Source organism: Mesonia maritima (genome assembly GCF_042433895.1).
Lineage (GTDB): Bacteria > Bacteroidota > Bacteroidia > Flavobacteriales > Flavobacteriaceae > Mesonia > Mesonia maritima.
Map to the genome: position 1 here is coordinate 134142 of NZ_JBHLUA010000002.1, position 17367 is coordinate 151508.

General features: G+C 38.7%; 19 protein-coding genes. 1 reads left to right on the top strand and 18 read right to left on the bottom strand.

The genetic code is table 11. From position 1 onward, the window contains the following. Positions 1-3: 3 nt before the first annotated feature. From ACFFGL_RS00695 to ACFFGL_RS00730, 8 genes are read right to left on the bottom strand one after another with little or no spacing between them, the layout of a single operon-like run. Complete coding sequence (locus ACFFGL_RS00695) at positions 4-861, bottom strand: DUF4138 domain-containing protein (RefSeq protein WP_150543771.1); 858 nt, start codon at positions 859-861, stop codon at positions 4-6. Next, positions 858-1787: a conjugative transposon protein TraM gene (traM, locus tag ACFFGL_RS00700; protein ID WP_150543770.1), complete on the bottom strand. Its 930-nt coding sequence runs from the start codon at positions 1785-1787 to the stop codon at positions 858-860. Before traM ends, ACFFGL_RS00695 begins: the two co-directional genes overlap by 4 nt. Continuing rightward, entirely contained in the window at positions 1777-2391 is a 615-nt protein-coding gene (locus ACFFGL_RS00705) for a conjugal transfer protein TraK (RefSeq protein WP_309729348.1), read from the bottom strand. Before ACFFGL_RS00705 ends, traM begins: the two co-directional genes overlap by 11 nt. A 12-nt stretch (positions 2392-2403) precedes the next feature. After that, positions 2404-3246: a hypothetical protein gene (locus ACFFGL_RS00710; protein WP_309729350.1), complete on the bottom strand. Its 843-nt coding sequence runs from the start codon at positions 3244-3246 to the stop codon at positions 2404-2406. Positions 3247-3248: 2 nt separating this feature from the next. Continuing rightward, positions 3249-3830, bottom strand: coding sequence for a conjugal transfer protein (locus tag ACFFGL_RS00715; RefSeq protein ID WP_309729352.1), 582 nt, complete (start codon positions 3828-3830; stop codon positions 3249-3251). Between the two features lie 4 nt (positions 3831-3834). Beyond that, the gene (locus ACFFGL_RS00720; RefSeq protein WP_309729354.1) at positions 3835-6237 is read right to left on the bottom strand and encodes a TraG family conjugative transposon ATPase; all 2403 of its coding nucleotides are present in this window, start codon (positions 6235-6237) and stop codon (positions 3835-3837) included. Beyond that, positions 6224-6508 (bottom strand): hypothetical protein, encoded by a 285-nt coding sequence (locus ACFFGL_RS00725; RefSeq protein ID WP_150543765.1) that lies wholly within the window; start codon positions 6506-6508, stop codon positions 6224-6226. The genes ACFFGL_RS00720 and ACFFGL_RS00725 overlap by 14 nt, the downstream gene beginning before the upstream one ends. A gap of 36 nt (positions 6509-6544) precedes the next feature. Beyond that, positions 6545-6832 (bottom strand): hypothetical protein, encoded by a 288-nt coding sequence (locus ACFFGL_RS00730; protein WP_031428457.1) that lies wholly within the window; start codon positions 6830-6832, stop codon positions 6545-6547. 189 nt (positions 6833-7021) lie between these two features. Between ACFFGL_RS00730 and ACFFGL_RS00735 the strand changes: the two genes are divergently transcribed. Further along, positions 7022-7669: an N-acetylmuramoyl-L-alanine amidase family protein gene (locus ACFFGL_RS00735; protein WP_150543882.1), complete on the top strand. Its 648-nt coding sequence runs from the start codon at positions 7022-7024 to the stop codon at positions 7667-7669. A 96-nt stretch (positions 7670-7765) separates the two neighbouring features. Here the strand turns inward: ACFFGL_RS00735 and ACFFGL_RS00740 are convergent, their stop codons facing one another. The 10 genes from ACFFGL_RS00740 to ACFFGL_RS00785 all read right to left on the bottom strand — a co-directional run bounded on the left by ACFFGL_RS00740 (position 7766) and on the right by ACFFGL_RS00785 (position 17349). Further along, positions 7766-8428, bottom strand: a complete 663-nt coding sequence (locus tag ACFFGL_RS00740) for a P-loop NTPase family protein (protein ID WP_309729358.1) — start codon at positions 8426-8428, stop codon at positions 7766-7768. Then, positions 8412-9164, bottom strand: coding sequence for a hypothetical protein (locus ACFFGL_RS00745; RefSeq protein ID WP_309729360.1), 753 nt, complete (start codon positions 9162-9164; stop codon positions 8412-8414). The genes ACFFGL_RS00740 and ACFFGL_RS00745 overlap by 17 nt, the downstream gene beginning before the upstream one ends. 3 nt (positions 9165-9167) lie before the next feature. Then, positions 9168-9452 carry a helix-turn-helix domain-containing protein gene (locus ACFFGL_RS00750; protein ID WP_031428464.1) on the bottom strand — a complete coding sequence of 95 codons (285 nt, stop codon included), beginning with the start codon at positions 9450-9452 and terminating at the stop codon, positions 9168-9170. Between the two features lie 294 nt (positions 9453-9746). Beyond that, positions 9747-10598 (bottom strand): RteC domain-containing protein, encoded by an 852-nt coding sequence (locus ACFFGL_RS00755; protein WP_309729363.1) that lies wholly within the window; start codon positions 10596-10598, stop codon positions 9747-9749. A 26-nt stretch (positions 10599-10624) separates the two neighbouring features. Then, complete coding sequence (locus ACFFGL_RS00760; RefSeq protein WP_309729365.1) at positions 10625-11881, bottom strand: MFS transporter; 1257 nt, start codon at positions 11879-11881, stop codon at positions 10625-10627. After that, entirely contained in the window at positions 11881-13983 is a 2103-nt protein-coding gene (locus ACFFGL_RS00765; protein WP_309729367.1) for a copper-translocating P-type ATPase, read from the bottom strand. Before ACFFGL_RS00765 ends, ACFFGL_RS00760 begins: the two co-directional genes overlap by 1 nt. 18 nt (positions 13984-14001) lie before the next feature. After that, the gene (locus tag ACFFGL_RS00770; RefSeq protein WP_150543759.1) at positions 14002-14295 is read right to left on the bottom strand and encodes a phosphoribosylpyrophosphate synthetase; all 294 of its coding nucleotides are present in this window, start codon (positions 14293-14295) and stop codon (positions 14002-14004) included. A gap of 10 nt (positions 14296-14305) precedes the next feature. Beyond that, entirely contained in the window at positions 14306-14950 is a 645-nt protein-coding gene (locus ACFFGL_RS00775; protein WP_309729369.1) for a hypothetical protein, read from the bottom strand. Further along, entirely contained in the window at positions 14947-15840 is an 894-nt protein-coding gene (locus tag ACFFGL_RS00780) for a ribose-phosphate pyrophosphokinase (RefSeq protein ID WP_309729371.1), read from the bottom strand. The genes ACFFGL_RS00775 and ACFFGL_RS00780 overlap by 4 nt, the downstream gene beginning before the upstream one ends. A gap of 6 nt (positions 15841-15846) precedes the next feature. Next, positions 15847-17349: a thymidine phosphorylase family protein gene (locus ACFFGL_RS00785; RefSeq protein ID WP_309729373.1), complete on the bottom strand. Its 1503-nt coding sequence runs from the start codon at positions 17347-17349 to the stop codon at positions 15847-15849. Positions 17350-17367 lie beyond the last annotated feature (18 nt).

Below are 17367 nucleotides of genomic sequence, written 5' to 3' on the forward strand. Positions count from 1 at the left end.
GTATTAATTTGGGTTATTAATATATCTATGTGATAGTTTCATTTCAATATTTCGTTCGCCATCCTTTTCATTCAATTCCAAAACTGCCCTACGGTCATTGGATAATGAAAACTTGGGCAACACATAAACGAAGCGAACCGTTTCACTTTCTGTAATTTTTGAAGGCAGATTATTTATGTAAATAGGTTCTTGATAGAGGCGTTGTAACGATTTTCTTTTTCCTTTTTGCCGAGTTTCAATCGACAGGTTCAAGAAATTCAAATCGTAATCCAAAGCAGAATTATTTTCAATCTGGATAACGAAGTAGAGCTCTTCCTTATCAAAAACAATATTCTCAACACTCAAAACAATACTTTCGTTTCGTTTCTTAATTCGACCTATGCGCTGTTTTCTATTGAGAAGATACGAGCAGAATTTTTGGTAATAATAGGTTCTATTATCTACAAGTTCTTCAGAAGATTCAACAAGAACCGAATCAGTTACAATCGGTTTTTCATTACCGATACTATTTGATAACGGAATGAAATAATTGAGCTTAGAGAGCTGTTTCTTATATCTTACAATATACGAAAAAATTGAACCATTTCTATTGACTACTAAAAGGTTACTTTCTTTTCCGGGCTTTGCTTGAAGAAGTCCGAAATATTGTTCTTTTTCTCGATTGTAGGTAAATACAAAATTGTCTGAACCGGTTATACCTTGCCGTATGGGTTCTGGAAAAAACAGCGCAACATTTTTGGTATCATTGGCATAAATGGTATCGAGGACTTTTGTTGTTTGTGCTGTAGCCTGTGCCGAGCAAAGTCGAGGTGCGAAAGCGGAAATCAACACCAGTATTAAAATTGAGATAAATGTTTTCATAACTTGGGTTTTAAAATGAGTTTGTAATTGTTCAGCACCGTAACTTTTACATTGCGGTTGCTTCGCCTTAGCACCTTTGTTACGCCACCTACTTGCGGAACTGTTGGTATATTGATATCGCCAATAATATCGTCGAGAACTTCGGTGGTGGCTTCTGCCCTAAAATTGTTCTGTACATAGATACCTTCGCTACCATCTGACAAATCGAAAGCTTTGAGCTTAGTGGGATGGTGCTTTATGTTTTCAATTTCAATCAAAGCTCGGTTTGGTTGAAAACTGATAAACCCAAATACAAGCGTATTCTTTAGCATTAGCTTACCATTGATGGTAGCAGCTTTTGTCAGGCGCATTCGCAATCTGGTATTCGCTTTTACGACTTGGTCGCCATCTACCACCACGTAAATAGTTTCATCTGTATTGCCTATGATTGAAACTTCATTGGGTTTTGGCGAAGCTGCGAAGAATAATTGATGTTCCAAGCCCAATTCCTTTGCTTCAATTTTTTGTTTCTTCTTTACTTCAGCGGAATCAATTCTTGACACCACTTTGTGAACAGTTCTTTTCTGTCCAAAGTTTTGGTATCGTTTCTCTGAATATTGAATCTTACCAGCCTCATAGATGCTATCTACGATACGTTCTTTTTCACGTTCTGGAAGGTCTGGATCGTAAAATCCCAATGAATCAATCAATTTTTCATCGTAGATACTGGGTGCATTGTTTTCACGTACTTTTTTCAAGTCGTTAATCGCATCCAGTTTGGAATCATACTCTTTTTGGTCTTCTTCCAAATCAGGAACTAAGGTCTGTTTAAGGTTTTCAGTTTCACTTTCATCATCGCCCATTACCATCACGGAATATGAAATGAGGAATATGAAAATCACGGCCAACACCGCAGCAAATACTATTTTATTCTTTTCAATTTTCATTATTTAGTTTTTTTAAGGTGTTTTCGAAGTAATTTGTAATCAGTAAACCGTGGGGATTGTTGGGAAAGTTCCGGTCAACCGTCATTAGGTTTCCTGTTGAAATCAATTCATAGGTATCGATTATTGAACCTCTATTGATTTCAAAAATGGTCGTCGTGGTAAAACTATACGCACCATCATTTTCGGTTATCCGTGAATCGATGCTCAGCACTTTTTGAACCAATGAATACTGAAGTAATCTATTGTAAACACCATCGGCTTTTTTCTGGCGGTAGAGATTGTCCACGGAACTATTACCCAACCAAAGTGCCTTTTCCAAGTTGCGCTCGTAATTACTGGCATCGATGTTATAGAAATAGTTGTGGAACAGATCTAAATGTGCCAAAGCTTCTACTCTGAAATTCTCTTTTTGGGTCACGAGCTTCAGCGGAATGATACTGCCATCGGTATTGATGGCAAAGGCGCTATTGAGTGCTTTTTGATTGATGTTGAATACCATCCAAACTGAAAATGTGCTGGACAGCAAGGCACAAACAATGACTGTCAGAACGATAAACCGATTCAGCTTTAGGACGTTGTAAATATTCTTATATGGTGTTTTCATATTTAATCTGATTTAGGCAGTAAATAATCTGAGTGTAAAGGACGTGGCACGTTTATACAGTTTGAATTTCAGGAACACAATAAATCCTACTGAACCCAATTGAACCACAGGTGCAAAAAATCCTTGACCTGTATCGGTTCCGAATAGATTGACCCAAAAATTGGTATTGATTTCAGTATAAATGGCATTGATAAATACATTGACAAGAAAGAATGCTGGCACGAGCATATATACCGCTGCATATAGTTTAAAGAACGTATAAGCGAGCGAACGAAATTTTTCAAAAACTGCCAGGCTAATGACCAGAGGAAAGAAGGCTTGCATTATTCCTAAAAGGAAGAAGCGTTCTGCCAAGAATAACGGATAGATGAACAAATCCAATATCCAAAGTATGGTGCTCATTATGAAAGACAATATCTTAAAACCGTACAATGGCGTGACCAATGCTTCGTATAAAAGCGTCATTGCCGAACTTGCGGCATCAAACAAACTTACGTCTTCCTCTAAAGGAATGTCTTGCATCTGTAAAGGCAATAATGCTGGTGCTGTCCCTCGATATTGCCCTTCAATAGCGACTAAGATGCCATCGAAAAAGCTTAAGACCTGTGTTGAGAAAATGACCAAAATGACGATAGCAAAATTTTTGGCCAATTCGCCAGGGCTCAATCCCCAAGTGTAGCCATCCTTATCTGCAATGCCTTCGTTATACTTTTTAAGGATGTTAACCAGAAAGAACAAGACAGCAAGCGTTTTCATTCCGGCAATGGTGTATTGCGAAAAGTCGCTGGCCTGTATAGTCTGGAAAACCGTGTCTATATATTCCAGTCCGATTCCTAAAAGTATGGTTGCGGTCATTTTTAATATTCGGTTTCTCGGTTATTGACTTTATCCTGCATTTTTCTGAAGGAAATAATGTCACGATAGCGTTTTGTTTTGGTCGTGATGGTGGAAACCATTTGCTTTGATTCCAGTTCTTTTGTTTTTAGAATTTCAGCACGTTCGGCATCACTCATTTTAAGGTAATCGTTGGATAGGACTTCGTCGATAAAATCCACCGTGTCCAATGAGTTTTGAACTATGGCATCAAAAGATTCCACAACCTTTGAAACTTCATCTGGCTTAATGTAAGGCGAGTTGAGAATATCCTGTACATCGTTTTGCATTACGTTGATAAGGCGTTGATTGTTCTGTCCAATTTCCTCAACTGCCCTCAGTTGCTGGACAACGCTTGATACTTTTTCTATTGCCTCTTTTGCATCTTTCAGGAATTTTACAGACTTAATCATCTGGGCTGTCTGCTTTCCAGATTCTATGAGTTGTTTTACCAAGCTGATAAAATTGGTATTATCATAAGTGGGCATTCCTTGGGCAGTCGCATTACCCGACATAAACAAAGTCAGGGCTACTGTCATTACTAAAATTTTAATTTTTGTCTTCATAATATTATGTTTTAGATGTAAATTGAATTATAGCTTTTTTCATATCGTGATGCTCTTCGTAGAGCTTCATTATTTCTTCATTTTCCTGTCCATCCGTTAGATAAGCTGCATATACTTCCTTCGGAACTTCGAGCCTGAAGATGTTGCTTTCCCTACCAATTTTGATGAACATTTCGGTGTACTTGCGTGATCCAGAAAGATTGTTTTTAATAGACTTTAATTGGTTCAGGTCGTGGGTTGAAAGGTTGAGTCTTTTAACTAGTTCGCCATAGCCTTTTTCATTGTTCAAACTGTAAATAACCTGTGTGTTTTCCAATATGCTGGCGGAAGTTGAATTGTTTGGTAGTTGATTGATGGATTGCAAAATAATTCCAATCGCACCGTTCTGTTTCCGGATGGCCTGATAATAGAATTCCACACTTTCCAGTACGTTTTCAAATTTCAACTGCTTGGCAAACTCATCGAACAGGATGATGCCTTTTTCTGCTCTGTTTTTCCAAATGGTTCTTTGGATAGCGGACTTGATGAGCTTGAGCATTACGGAAAGGATTTCTTTATTGTCCTTCACTTCGTCCAGTTCAAAAACGATTAGGCGTTTATCTTCTATTTTATAGGTTTGATCTTCGCTCACTTCAAACAGAAAACTATATAGACCATCGCCGACATATTCTGACATTACGTGCAAAAAGCTTGTAACATTGAAGTAGTCGGGATGGATTTTGAGTTTACCCAAAAGGTCTTTTTGGTTGCGCTCAATAAAATGATAGAAGCCATCCAACGAATGATTTTCTGAAGTGCTATCATAATAATGGCGCAGTATTTTCTTGACCGAGACGGATTGTGCCTTGGTTACTTTCAGATCCGAAGCAAAAAGTTCAAATAGAAAGATTGATAAATCTTCGAGCCGTTCTGGTGTCAGATCATTTGTATCGCTGATGTAAAATGGGTTAATGCCCAGATTCTTTCCACTTTCATAACGAAGTACGGTGTACTGCTCTGGATAGAGTTTGGCAAACTTGGTATAAGAACCACCCAGATCGATAATGACAAGGCGAACACCACTTTCAAAATACTGTCGCAGAATGTTGTTTGCCAAAAAGGATTTACCTTCGCCCGTTGGTGCGAAGATGGCAAAGTTCCGAGCTTTAATGCGCTTTTTGCGCTCATCCCAAACATCCTTTAGAACTGGGATGTTATGCTCCCGATCATTAAAGATAATACCGGTATCATCAGATTTGTAATTGGTGTTATTGATGAACAGGCAAAGGGCGTGCTTTAGATCGGTTACATACAAATCGTTATTAGAGAAATTGGAGGAAAAGCAACAGTAGCTGTTCAACATATAGTTCTTCCGTTCCTCACCGCGGGGATAGTAAGGAATAATATCCAGTTCCTTAAATTCGGTCTTGATTTTAGAGCCGATGCGGCTTAGGTTGGCGGCATTTTTATCCCAATAGACGATGTTCAGATGACCACGGATAATCCGCGCATTGTCATCGGCATTGATCTGGTCAAGGATGTGCTGGATTTTTCCTAATACCACTTTGTTTTGCGAACCAAAGTTGGAACTTTTGTTTAGTTCCTCGACTTTCTTATCGAGCAGCTTGCGCCACTTCTGTTTATCGTCCAGATAAAGAATTTGGTTGACAATGTGGTTTTCGTTAAGCGTAAGCCCTAAACCATCAATAAACCCTTGATGAAACACAAAATCGTCAGAAGTGAATTTCTCATTGGTCTTGCTACTTTGTACACTTTCGCCAAAGCACAGTTCGCTGTTGATGGCCAGGGCATCAAAATAATTTTCGCCGATATTGACGTTCTTTTTCTCAAGTAAAATATCCGTATCAAAACCTTCATTGAAGCCATTAAAGTACCCATTGGTCAGTTGCTCAATCCCTTTCGCTTCAAGCGGAAAAAATTCCATTTTACGGCTATTGTTGATAAAGGAAACCGAATCACTTACCGAGCCGATAAAGCGTTGCACGGTATCATCAAGTTCCCGGATAATGCTCTTGGAAACCTTTCGGAAGGGGTTGACATATTTGGGACTGTTAAGTGCTTTGTTCTTGGTCAGGATAAAGAACAGGAAACAGCGGTGCTCCATATATTCACGCCCTTTAAAATGATCGTGGGTCGCTTTTTCCAAAAAGGTTTTATTGGGCAGTTGTTGCGAAGAATAGGATTTTTTCAAATAAATATCCTGCTTATGAACTACAGTTCCCACCGGCAACGACTTCAAAGCCTGAAACCAAGCCCCGTGCATATCCTCAAAATCCTTTTCGGACAAGGAATAGATTTCGGGCAAATTGCCTTCATAGCACAAGACCACATTGCCATTATTGGCAAAAATGATATTGTCCTGAATATCCGCTATGGGTCGGTATGCCGAAAGGTTAATCTTGTTCATAATCGATGCCGGAGTTTCTTTTGTTACTGATGATTTGTGGGAAGGCTTTTGCCATTTGGAAAAGCTGTGGATTGCCGGTTATCCGGGTCAAAGCGATATACAAGGCTGAATTGAGCAGCAATACGCCAATGATTATTCCGAAGCTGAACGAGAAGATGATGACCAGTAGCGAAGCGAGAATGGAAACCATCATTATGGCAAACAAGGATATGGGCAGTCCGAAAATGACCGCCCGCTTCCTGATGTTTTTATAGACCTCGAATTTCTTCATAAAGCTCTTCTATTAAAGCCCTCGATGAGGGTTCATTTATACTACGATTCCTATTAGGTAAGTAAAGATTCCAACCACAGCTCCCGCTATTAGCACAAATACGAGTACACGGGTAATTCCTTTTTTAAGGTCTGCATTTTCCCCAAAGAAATGTCCTGCGTTGAACAGGAAACCGATAAGGAAAATCACCCCGAGGATTATCGGAAAAATGGTTCTGATGGTGTTTGAAACATCGTCAACTGAATCTTCGATTCCGCCGATTTGTGCAAAAAGTGATGTTGAGAGCAACGAAAGAAAAGTTGCCAAGTAGATTGATTTTTTCATAACGGAACAGTTTAAATTTTTGATTCGTTTTCGTTAAGGGAAAAGTACATATATTTGTATTCAAATACTTGTAAATCAAATATTTGTGAATAAAATATTATTTGGTATTAATTGAATTCCGTTGCCATTATTTGACATCAAATTTTATGGATTTTGGAAGGTAAGTTGTTAATAACCCGAAAAGTGAAAATGAAAAAAGTGCTCAAAAACGTCAGTTTTGTGATTTTGCTTCTAAAAATGTGTGTCATTTTTGGACAAGAAACGAGTGTTCAAAAACGAATAATAATTGACGTTGGACACGGAGGAAAAGATGCTGGTGCAATTGGTGTAAATGGAATCCAAGAAAAGGATGTGGTTTTGGATATTGCAAATGCCATTTTGAAGCTGAATAATGTATTGGAAGAGCCTTTGGATATTTATTTAACCAGGTATAGTGATACACTAATTTCTTTATCTGACAGAACTAAGCTGGCCAAAGCATTAAAAGCGGATTTATTTGTGTCCTTGCATTGCAATCATTCTGATAATCCGGATGCGAGAGGGATTGAGGTTTATGCTTTAAGAAAACAAGAAAAATTCTCGATGGAATCGGTATTTGCAGGCTATAAAATTGAAAGGGCACTTTGTGAAGTAATAGGTTATGAAAGTAGAGGTGTGAAGTTTGCCAACTTTCAAGTTCTGAGGGAAATGATTGGGTATTGCCCGGCCATACTTGTGGAAGCTGGATTTCTTACCAATGAAGATGAGGGAAATTATTTTTTGATACCTGAAAAAATTAAGGCAATGGCATTGGCTATTTTGATGGGAATAGATAACTATTTAAAAACCAAATTATGAAAGAGGCATTTTTAGAAGTGATAAAAAACATTCGGGAATTAGGCAAGCAATTTTTTATTGAGTTGTTTATAATATTCAAGTCTTGGCGGGCTTAATCTATTTCCTCTTATCCCCAGCCCCTTCATCAAAAGCAATCAAATTAAACAGTTCCCGCATCCGGCTACGGACACGGTTTCCATAGCGTTCTTCCAGTTCCTCGGCATTGAGGTTCGTAGTCGCGTGCGTCTTGATTTTTCGTTTGGTCTGTAGGTATAGTTCATATCTCGATAGCAGGACTTCGCCCATCACGTTCAGATCCTTGCCGTAAAACCTTCCGGCAGGTTCTACGCCCAGATCATCGAAGCAGAAAAATTTCGTATTTCCATAATCCTCGATGGTCTTAAAACCAAGATGGTTAAAACTGAATGCAACATTGCGACAGGGGATCATTTCATACGGACGTTGCAACGGCACTAAATGCCGTAAAAGTTTCAATAAACTGGTTTTACCGCACCCTACCGGGCCCGATAGTAAAATGCCTTTTTCAATATCGATGTCAAATTTTTGGCAGTTTTCCTTGTCCTTGATGAAGTAGGAACAGAGTTTCAGCAAAATATCCTTGTCCTCTTCATAAATTTTAAATTTCTTTCCAAAGAGTAGCTTTCCCTTGGCATTCAAGTAAATTAGGATTTTCGGGAAATCGTAAAGCACGCATTTCCCATCAAATTTGCCTAGCGAATATTCCACGCCGCCTTCGGTAATTTTAGAGGGGTTGTCCATAATCCTTGGTTTTAGTGGTTTTGAGGTTGTCCCGATTTTGGGACGCTCCCTTTTTGTTTGGTTTGTTTTCTTCGGTAAATAATTCGGTTCTATCCATCCAGTTTTTGGCCAGAGCCCGCCAATCCCTTATCAACTTCCCATCGCTCGTTTGCCAATTGTTGGCTTCATAATGCGCGAAGAATTTTTTTCCTTCATCAGCATTAAAATCTTTTTCAATAAAAAAATCTAAAACGGCCTGCCTGCCCTTTGGCTGTTTATTAATGTTTACTTGTTTGGTATTGTTTATATTAGATACCAATGCTTGTCCACTCACGGGACGGTGCTGGTACACAGCTTGTCCATTGGTGGGACGGTGCTGGTTCACTACTGGTTCACGTATGGGATGGTACCGTTCCGCAAGCTGTTCCAATTCGGGATTGTACCGTCCCGTATCCGGTTCATCACTTGTCCCGATAATGGCCATCTTGATTTTACTGCCTTTGTATGGATTGTTCGATGGGAAATAGGATAGGTATTCCCACGAGTTTAGGTCGGTAACACAGCGATGATAGGTAGATTTAGAACCTATTTTGGCCACGCGCATCAATTCGCGACGGTTCACAAAAAATTCATCTGCAAAACGGCTGCTGTTCCATTCTTGGAACAACGCCATATACAGGCTGATATGGGTTGGGTTCAAGCGGTCATCGAAGAAGAATTTTTCAAAAGCCGCATTGAGTAGCTTTATATAATTCATCGCCTAAGAGTTTAATCCGTGCTGCACACGGTTTGCGGTCATTACATTCTGGATTTCCTCGGCATCGTAGTAAATGATACCTCCCACCTTGGTGTAGGGCAGTGTGCCATTGACGCGAAGATTTTGAAGTGTTCCCGGACTGACCTGAAGCAGTTCCATTACTTCGGAAGATTTCAGGTATTTTTTGAGTTTACCGGTTGCTTGTCGGGATAGGAGCTTTTTAATATCATCGAGCAATTCCATTTTGAATTCCCGAAGATCGTCTGTGGTAATGATACTTGTTGGCATAATAGAACGGTTTTAAATGAAAAGGGCTACCGCCTCAGTCTAAACTAATTTGATAGCCCCTCGCAGGATTTGACTTTCGTTCTACAAATTTGGGATAGTTTAATGGGTTTTATTCCCAAGGTATACCCAAGTTGGGTGTTTTTATTTTCTCATTTTCAATGAGTTAAAATGGTTTTATTTGTTTGTTGTTCATTGGAAGGTCAACACTAAACAGCCATAAAAAAAATTAATTTTATTTTTTCCCAAGTCGTACCCAACTTGGGAGAAAATTTAACATTTTCAGGGTTGAATAAATTAACCGTCGGTTTCTTCCATCCTTTGTAAAAGCGCAGATTTTAGCCTATCGATAAATTTGGTCAGGTCTATCTTCCTTTCCCTGATTTCTAAAAAAGTCCTGTACACGTTACCAAGATTTAGGTCAAAAATACTTTCGCAAGCCGAAGCCATTTCTTTAATCCCGGCCGTTCCACTTTTTATGGCCCCAGAGGCTTGTAAAGCATATATCAATTCTATCAAATCTGTTTTTGAAGCAGTCCAGCTTAGCCGATCCCCGTTGGCCAAGGTATTTAATTCTCGTGATTTCCCATAAGATATATCTCTTAAATAGCTCAGTTCTTGAACATAATGGTTAACTAAAAGATCATAAGCCATAATTTTAGCGACGGCGTTATCGTGGCTTGTAGAGAATTCGGCATCGGTATAAAAATGGGAGGTATTGGAAACCAAACTGATTTTATCCTTTCCGCGCAAAAAATAAAATTCATCGAGAACCGTAGATTGCTCCCTATAATACTTTATGAAATCTATATTACGCCGGTTACTTTCTTGAAGTTTTTTTATTTCTGCGTCTATAAATTCCTGTTGGGATTTTATTGTTCCCGCAGGCCTATTTATCAAGAAATTATAGAGTTTAGCATAAAATTTTAACCGACTGTATATGTAAGGTTTATGTTCTTTAAAGAATGTTATTTCGTCCTGTTGATTACTGAACTCATTTTGCCTTACACATATTCTTAATTTTTGTAAATACTGCCTGGAAACGGAAATTCCTTGCTCAACGTTGTTAAAATCGTTAAGATTGGATTCTACAACCGCCTTCATATCCTCTTTGTAATCATCTAATATTTTATGTATTAATTTAAGCAAAACATATATGGGGCTTTAGAATTCGGTTAATTATCAGTAAGTGATCTTTGGGTATTTTCGTTGGTAGGTTTGTAAAAGCTTCTATAAAAATACAGTAATCCAATAGCGGTCAGTATGATGATGCCGGCAATAATAAATGGGTAATAAAACCCACCTGCAATAAGCCAAGTCCCTATAACCGGGCCTAAAATCTGTCCCACACTATTTGCCGATGTTTGGATAGAAATATTGCTGCCCGCATTTTCTTTTGAAAGTAAGGAAACGGCCGAAAGTAGGTTCGGGGTTACCAGAGCACCTCCTGTGGCAAATGTGATGATTAACACATAGACATAAAATTCGTTGTTGAAAAAAGGGAATGCGATCATTGAAATTCCCGAAATCAATAATCCGGCCCCGATTTGTTGCTTTGCCGTTATCAATTTTTTACCGTAGGTCGCAAATACAGGTTGTAATACCGCCATTACCACCCCACAAAGCATAAAACCAATGCCTATTTGAATACTGGTAAATGACAACTCGTCTTTTCCATAAATTGAAAAAACCGTTTCAAAGAGGGTGACTACGAACTGCATTACAAAAGAAAGCAGTAAAAGGACGATAAAGAACCTACTAAAGCTAAAATTTAATTTTTGTTTTCCTGAAGCAAAATTGATTACTGGTGCTGTATTTTTAAGCCATTTAATAAGTATCATCATTACAATAAAACCCAAAAGAGCTATCAGAAGAAATGGGATTGAAAAGCGATCCAGATGTAATATCCCTAATGAATATTTAAAATGTAGGTTGGTTTGGGATAGGAAGCTGCCTAAAACGGGTCCAAAAATAACCCCGGAACTTATAGCCACACCAGACCAAGCCATAATCTTGGTCCTATGCTTTCTAGAAGTGATATCACTAAGGTATGCATTACTGACAGGAATAACAGCCGATGTGAATATACCTCCAAGGATACGCGCTATATAGAGCATTGTAAGAGATGTTGCCAGTCCAGTAAGCAGTTGCATTACTATAAATCCAATTAATCCAACAATGATTATGGGCTTACGTCCATATTTATCGGATAACCTACCCCAGAGTATAGCGAAAAGAAGCTGAAAGAGCGGATAAATACTGGTCAATAAACCAATATGAAAGTTAATCGAATCAGTATCCAGGTTATCTCCTAAAGCAAGCCTTTCGGTATAGTATGGAAGGATTGGTAATAAAATGCCATACCCAAGCATTACCATAAATAAACTCAGCAGGATCAAAATAATCCTGCCGAGCTTTCTTTTTTTGCTCATTATTTCTTTCCAATTTTCTTTTTCAATAATTGAGCATTAATGGCCACAATAATTGTACTCAAACTCATAAGTACGGCTCCAACGGCTGGGCCTAAAACAAAACCGGTAGAATAAAGCACCCCAGCAGCTAACGGAATGGCAATAACGTTGTACCCCGTCGCCCAAACAAGATTCTGGATCATTTTATTGTAGGTAGCCTTGCCAAACAGAATCAAGTTAGCAATATCTTGTGGATTGCTATTTACCAAAATAATATCGGCGGTTTCGGCGGCTACGTCCGTGCCAGAACCTACCGCAATACCCACATTCGCCTGGGCCAAAGCTGGGGCATCGTTCACTCCGTCGCCGGTCATTGCAACAAACTCTCCTTTACTTTCCAACTCTTTTACTATTTCCACTTTTTGATGTGGTAAAACTTCGGCGTAGTATCCATCCAATCCGAGTTTATCACTAACAGCTTTGGCAGTTCTTTCATTATCACCAGTAGCCATTAAAACTTTAATATTATTCTTTTTAAAGACCTTTATAGCTTCGGCAGATTCTGGTCTGATCTCATCGGCAAGCGCAATATATCCAGCCAATTCTCCATCAATCAAGACAAAAACAACAGTTTCTGCGGCATCGCTATAAGCATCCTCGGGAATAATTATTTTTTCATCTCTTAAATAGCCCGGACTTACAACTTTTATTTGTTTCCCCTCTACGTTGGCTTCAACCCCTTTACCGGTAATTGCGTTGAAGTTTTCTGGATTTGGAATAGCAACTTTGCCTTCTTTTACTTTTTTAATTATTCCAACGGCAATAGGGTGTTCCGAGCTTTGCTCCAAAGCACTCGCAAATCGTAATATTTCCTCTTTCGAAAATTTTTCATCTACAGATTCAATGCGGGTAACCCCAAAGTCCCCTTTTGTAAGCGTTCCCGTTTTATCAAAAAGCAGAACTGAAATTTTGCGGGATTCTTCAAAGGCTGTCCTATTACGAATCAACAATCCGTTCTGTGCAGATACAGCAGTAGAAATAGCGACTACTAATGGGATGGCAAGGCCTAAGGCGTGGGGACAGGCGATAATCATTACCGTTACCATACGCTCCAAAGCATACACAAAAGGGAAGCCTAAAATCAGCCAAACCGCCAATGTACCAAATCCAATTCCCAATGCGATATAGGTAAGCCATTTTGCAGCCCTATCCGAGAGGTTTTGCATTTTTGATTTGGACTTTTGTGCTTCTTCAACCATTGTGATGACCTTGTTGAGATAGCTGTCCTTTCCTGTATGCTCTACTTTTACCTTTAAACTGCCATTACCATTTACCGAACCTCCAATTACTTTATCTTTTTCTTCTTTTTTTACTGGTTTAGATTCTCCGGTAAGCATAGATTCATTTAGATAACTGGAACCTTCTGTGATGATACCATCAGCAGGAACTTTTTCACCAGGCTTAACCAAAATTATATCGTCTTTTAATAAATCTTCCAATTGAATATCTTCAACGGTATCACCTTTTACACGATGTGCTTCGGCTGGCATCATACTTACCAAAAGCTGTAGGGCTTTTGAAGCTCCCAAGACGCTTTTCATCTCTATCCAGTGTCCTACTAACATAATTGCGATAAGAGTAGCCAGTTCCCAGAAAAAATCAACTCCTTCTAAACCGAACACCGTTGCCGAACTATAAAAGTAAGCCACAGTAATGGCCATAGAAATAAGAGTCATCATCCCCGGTGCACCTTTTTTAACTTCGGACCAAAATCCGGTAATAAATGGCCAGCCGCCATAGAAATACACTACTGAAGAAAGGGCAAATAAAATATATTGGTTTCCGGGAAGCAGGAACTCATAGCCAATAAACCCCTGGATCATCGGGGAGATGATAAGGATGGGAATGGTCAAGATTAAGGTTACCCAAAAGCGTTTTCTAAAGTCGGCAATCATCATTTTATGATGGTCGTGTCCGTGTTCTCCGTGACCTGGATTATGGCCGGAATGGTCTCCATCGCCGTGATTCATTTTTGAATGATCTTCTTTTTTGTGGTCCATTTTAGAATGGTCCATTTTAGAATGATCCATTTCTTCGTGTTTGTGGTGTTCGTGATTTTCCATTATAGTATTGTTTAAGTGTTATCTTAATTTTTTTCGCATTTTTTCTGAAATATTCTCAGAATAGACACCGTAGGCATCTACCAGAAGTCCTTTAATTCCATCTTTGGAAGATATAGCATATAAAACACTATTATCATCGGTACTGCTCATTCCTTCAAAGCGAAAGGTTTTATCTACTTTAAAATCTTCTGGCCGGATCTCAATTTTCAAGGAAGGACATTCCAAGCATTCAGGCTTTAAGTTGAAATCATAGGGATAATCGTTAGCCTGTAAATCATTTATAGCTTCTGATAGTGTATCGTAATTTTTCATTTGTCTTTATTTATTTATAGTTTATTGTAAAATAACTCTTATCTTCTTCTGTAAATTTCTGAAAGGTCAATAAACCTTTTTCATTTAATTTTTCGATAACGGTATAGTTGAGTTGCTTGATGCGAATTCCCCAGGCATAAGCCTTAATATTGATTTTTGATTTAATATTGTTTTTGCCAGCTTCTAATTTTCGGTCGTAAATTTTTATGATGCTTTTTGAACCAAAAAAGTTCAACAAGCCCGAGTCAAAACTCATTTTCAATTCAATATCTTTCAAGTTTTGTAAATCGTAGAGCTCTTTAAAATTTTCAGAAGTAGTATTAATTTCGGTTTCTTTTGATTTTGGGTTGGAAAACGGAAATGCCATTACCATTATACTGGCTTCATCAGGCTTACAGCGATAGGTCGTGGTGTATTTGTCAGTAGATTTTTTGTTCTTGTCAAATAATTCCGTAACCACCTTAATTTCATAATATCCATTTTTATGAATAACTTTTTCAGATTCAAAAGTTTGCTTGTTTAAAAAAGCACCTTCTTCATTGAAATTCTCCCGAATTACATCCCTGCCTGAAATCTGCCCAATGAGCATTTCAGTTTGTCCATTCATTGAGATGCTGAATAATATAATAATGAGTATGAAGCTTCGCTTTATCATATATGGTGCATTAATTTCTTTACTTCTTTTGCCAGTACATCGCTCAAATCAATAGTATTTGAAGGGTGTGGAATGGTATTACAGGTCACTATTTTTTCCACGCCGGAATCCAACAAATCCTGATAGGCTTTACCCGAAAAAACTGCGTGAATACCAACACATACCGGGGGTTTCATTTCTGCTTTTTTTAAATGTTCTACGGTTTCAATCATTGTACGTGCGGTGGAAATAATATCATCCACTAAAATAGGTGTGGCATTTTTGTATGTATCCACATCTGGTACAGAGACTTCCACATCACGATCGCCGTGACGTACTTTTTGCAATACCGTAAATGGGGCTCCTGCATTTTTAGCAACTTCAGAAACCCATTGCTCACTCTCAGAATCGGGACCGATAAGTACTGGGTTTTTGATGTTTTCCTTTATCCAATCTGAAATAGCATCGGCAGCGTGAATCACTTTATTCGGAATTTGATACACTTCCCCCAAAGAGCTAATTCTATGTAAATGTGGGTCAACAGTGGTAATGCTATCGGCAAAACCTGAAATCAATTTTCCGAAGAAACCAGAAGTTACCCCTTCACCTTCGTTAAAAACTTTGTCTTGTCGCATATACGCCAAATAGGGTGCTACCAAACAGGTGCACATAGCTCCTAATGATTTGGCTGTGTGGCTTAGAAAATAAAGTGGCAACAGTTTTGCATCTGGTTCGTGCAAGGTGCATACCAGTACCACACATTTATCTTTAACATCAGACAATATGCGCGTGTAGGATTCTCCATCAGGGAATTCCCGCAAAGTGGCTTTGCCCACTTCAGCATTCATTTTTGTGGCCATTAGTTCTGTTAGTTCTTCATTTCCGGGAAGACTGAATAATATTGTTTTCATAGTTTTTTAAATTATAGTTATGATGTCATTATGGTTGTTTTTATATTCCAGAGCATAGTTGAGTTCGCCTTTGGATTCAGCATATATGGTATAAAGCAGTTGGTTCTCTTCGATTTGTTCTCCCAAATGAACATTTAGAAGAATCCCTGCCGATTTAGATTGAGGTGCGCCGGAAAGCTTGGCGAGTTTAGCAATCTTCCTATTATCTATTCGCTTTAGATTCCCAGAGGTTTCTGCTCTAATTTCGATTTTATAGGGTGCTAAAACAGGTTTTGAAAAGCGACCTTGCGCATTACAAATAGCAAGGAATTTTTTATGAGCCTGACCAGATGTGAGAATTTGATGTGCGGTTTCTAATCCCTTCCCTTTTTCTACTTTGCCAGAAAGCTCTATTAGTTCAGCGGCTAAAAGCAATGCTCTTTCTGTTAGGTCTTTGGGTGCATCTGCTTCATTTTTTAAAACTTTTAATATATCGATGGCTTCTAAAGCAGGACCAATACCTCTTCCGACAGGTTGTGAGCCATCTGTAATAATAACTTTCACATTCAACCCAACAGCCGTTCCAACGGTTTCAATATGATTCTTTAGTTTTTGTGCCATTTCTGAACTACGAACCTTGGCGGTTTCTCCCACGGGAATATCAATGATAACGTGCGTGGAGCCTGCCGCAGCTTTTTTTGAAAGTACCGAAGCTATGAGCTGCCCTTCGCTATCAATATCCAAAGCTTTTTCAATTTTTATAAGCACATCGTCCGCAGGACTCAATTGCGCTGTACCGCCCCAAACAATGCAGCCTCCTTCTTTTTCAACTACGGTTTTTATTTCTTCTAATGAAAGGGTAACATTGGTCATTACTTCCATAGTATCTGCTGTGCCTGCTGGTGAAGTGATAGATCGCGACGATGTTTTTGGCATCGTAAGACCGTAAGCAGCCACAATGGCAACCACTAATGGTGTTGTTCTATTGCCAGGTAATCCGCCAATGCAATGCTTATCGACTACGATTTCTTTGTTCCAATCCAACTGCTTTCCAGAAGTTATCATAGCTTTAGTAAGGTCGGATATCTCATCAATATCCAATCGGTCACCTGCACAGGCCGTAATAAATGCCGAAAGGTGAATATTAGAATAATCGCCTTCCACAATATCGGTAATGATTTCATTAAAGGCTGAATAATCCAGTTTTTGATTGTAGATTTTAGCCCTAAGGTGACTTAAGGATTCAATAGGTTCCAAATGGGAAACATACAGCGTGTCATTTTGAGAAGCATTCAGTTTTTTCGCGGCAGCATCTGATAGTCCGATTTCATTGGGTAACAACATATCTGAATTTAAAACATTAAGACTTGCTACAATTGATGTGTTTTTATTGGATATCCTAATTCGGGTAAGCGCTTCAAAACCTTCAGAAATACAGACGTGGCAATCTTCGCGCATATAGACCACGTTTTCATTCTGGGTATAAATACCCAGATGTTTATATTTTAGGATATTTGAGTGTTGTTCCATAATTTCATTTTTGTGCTT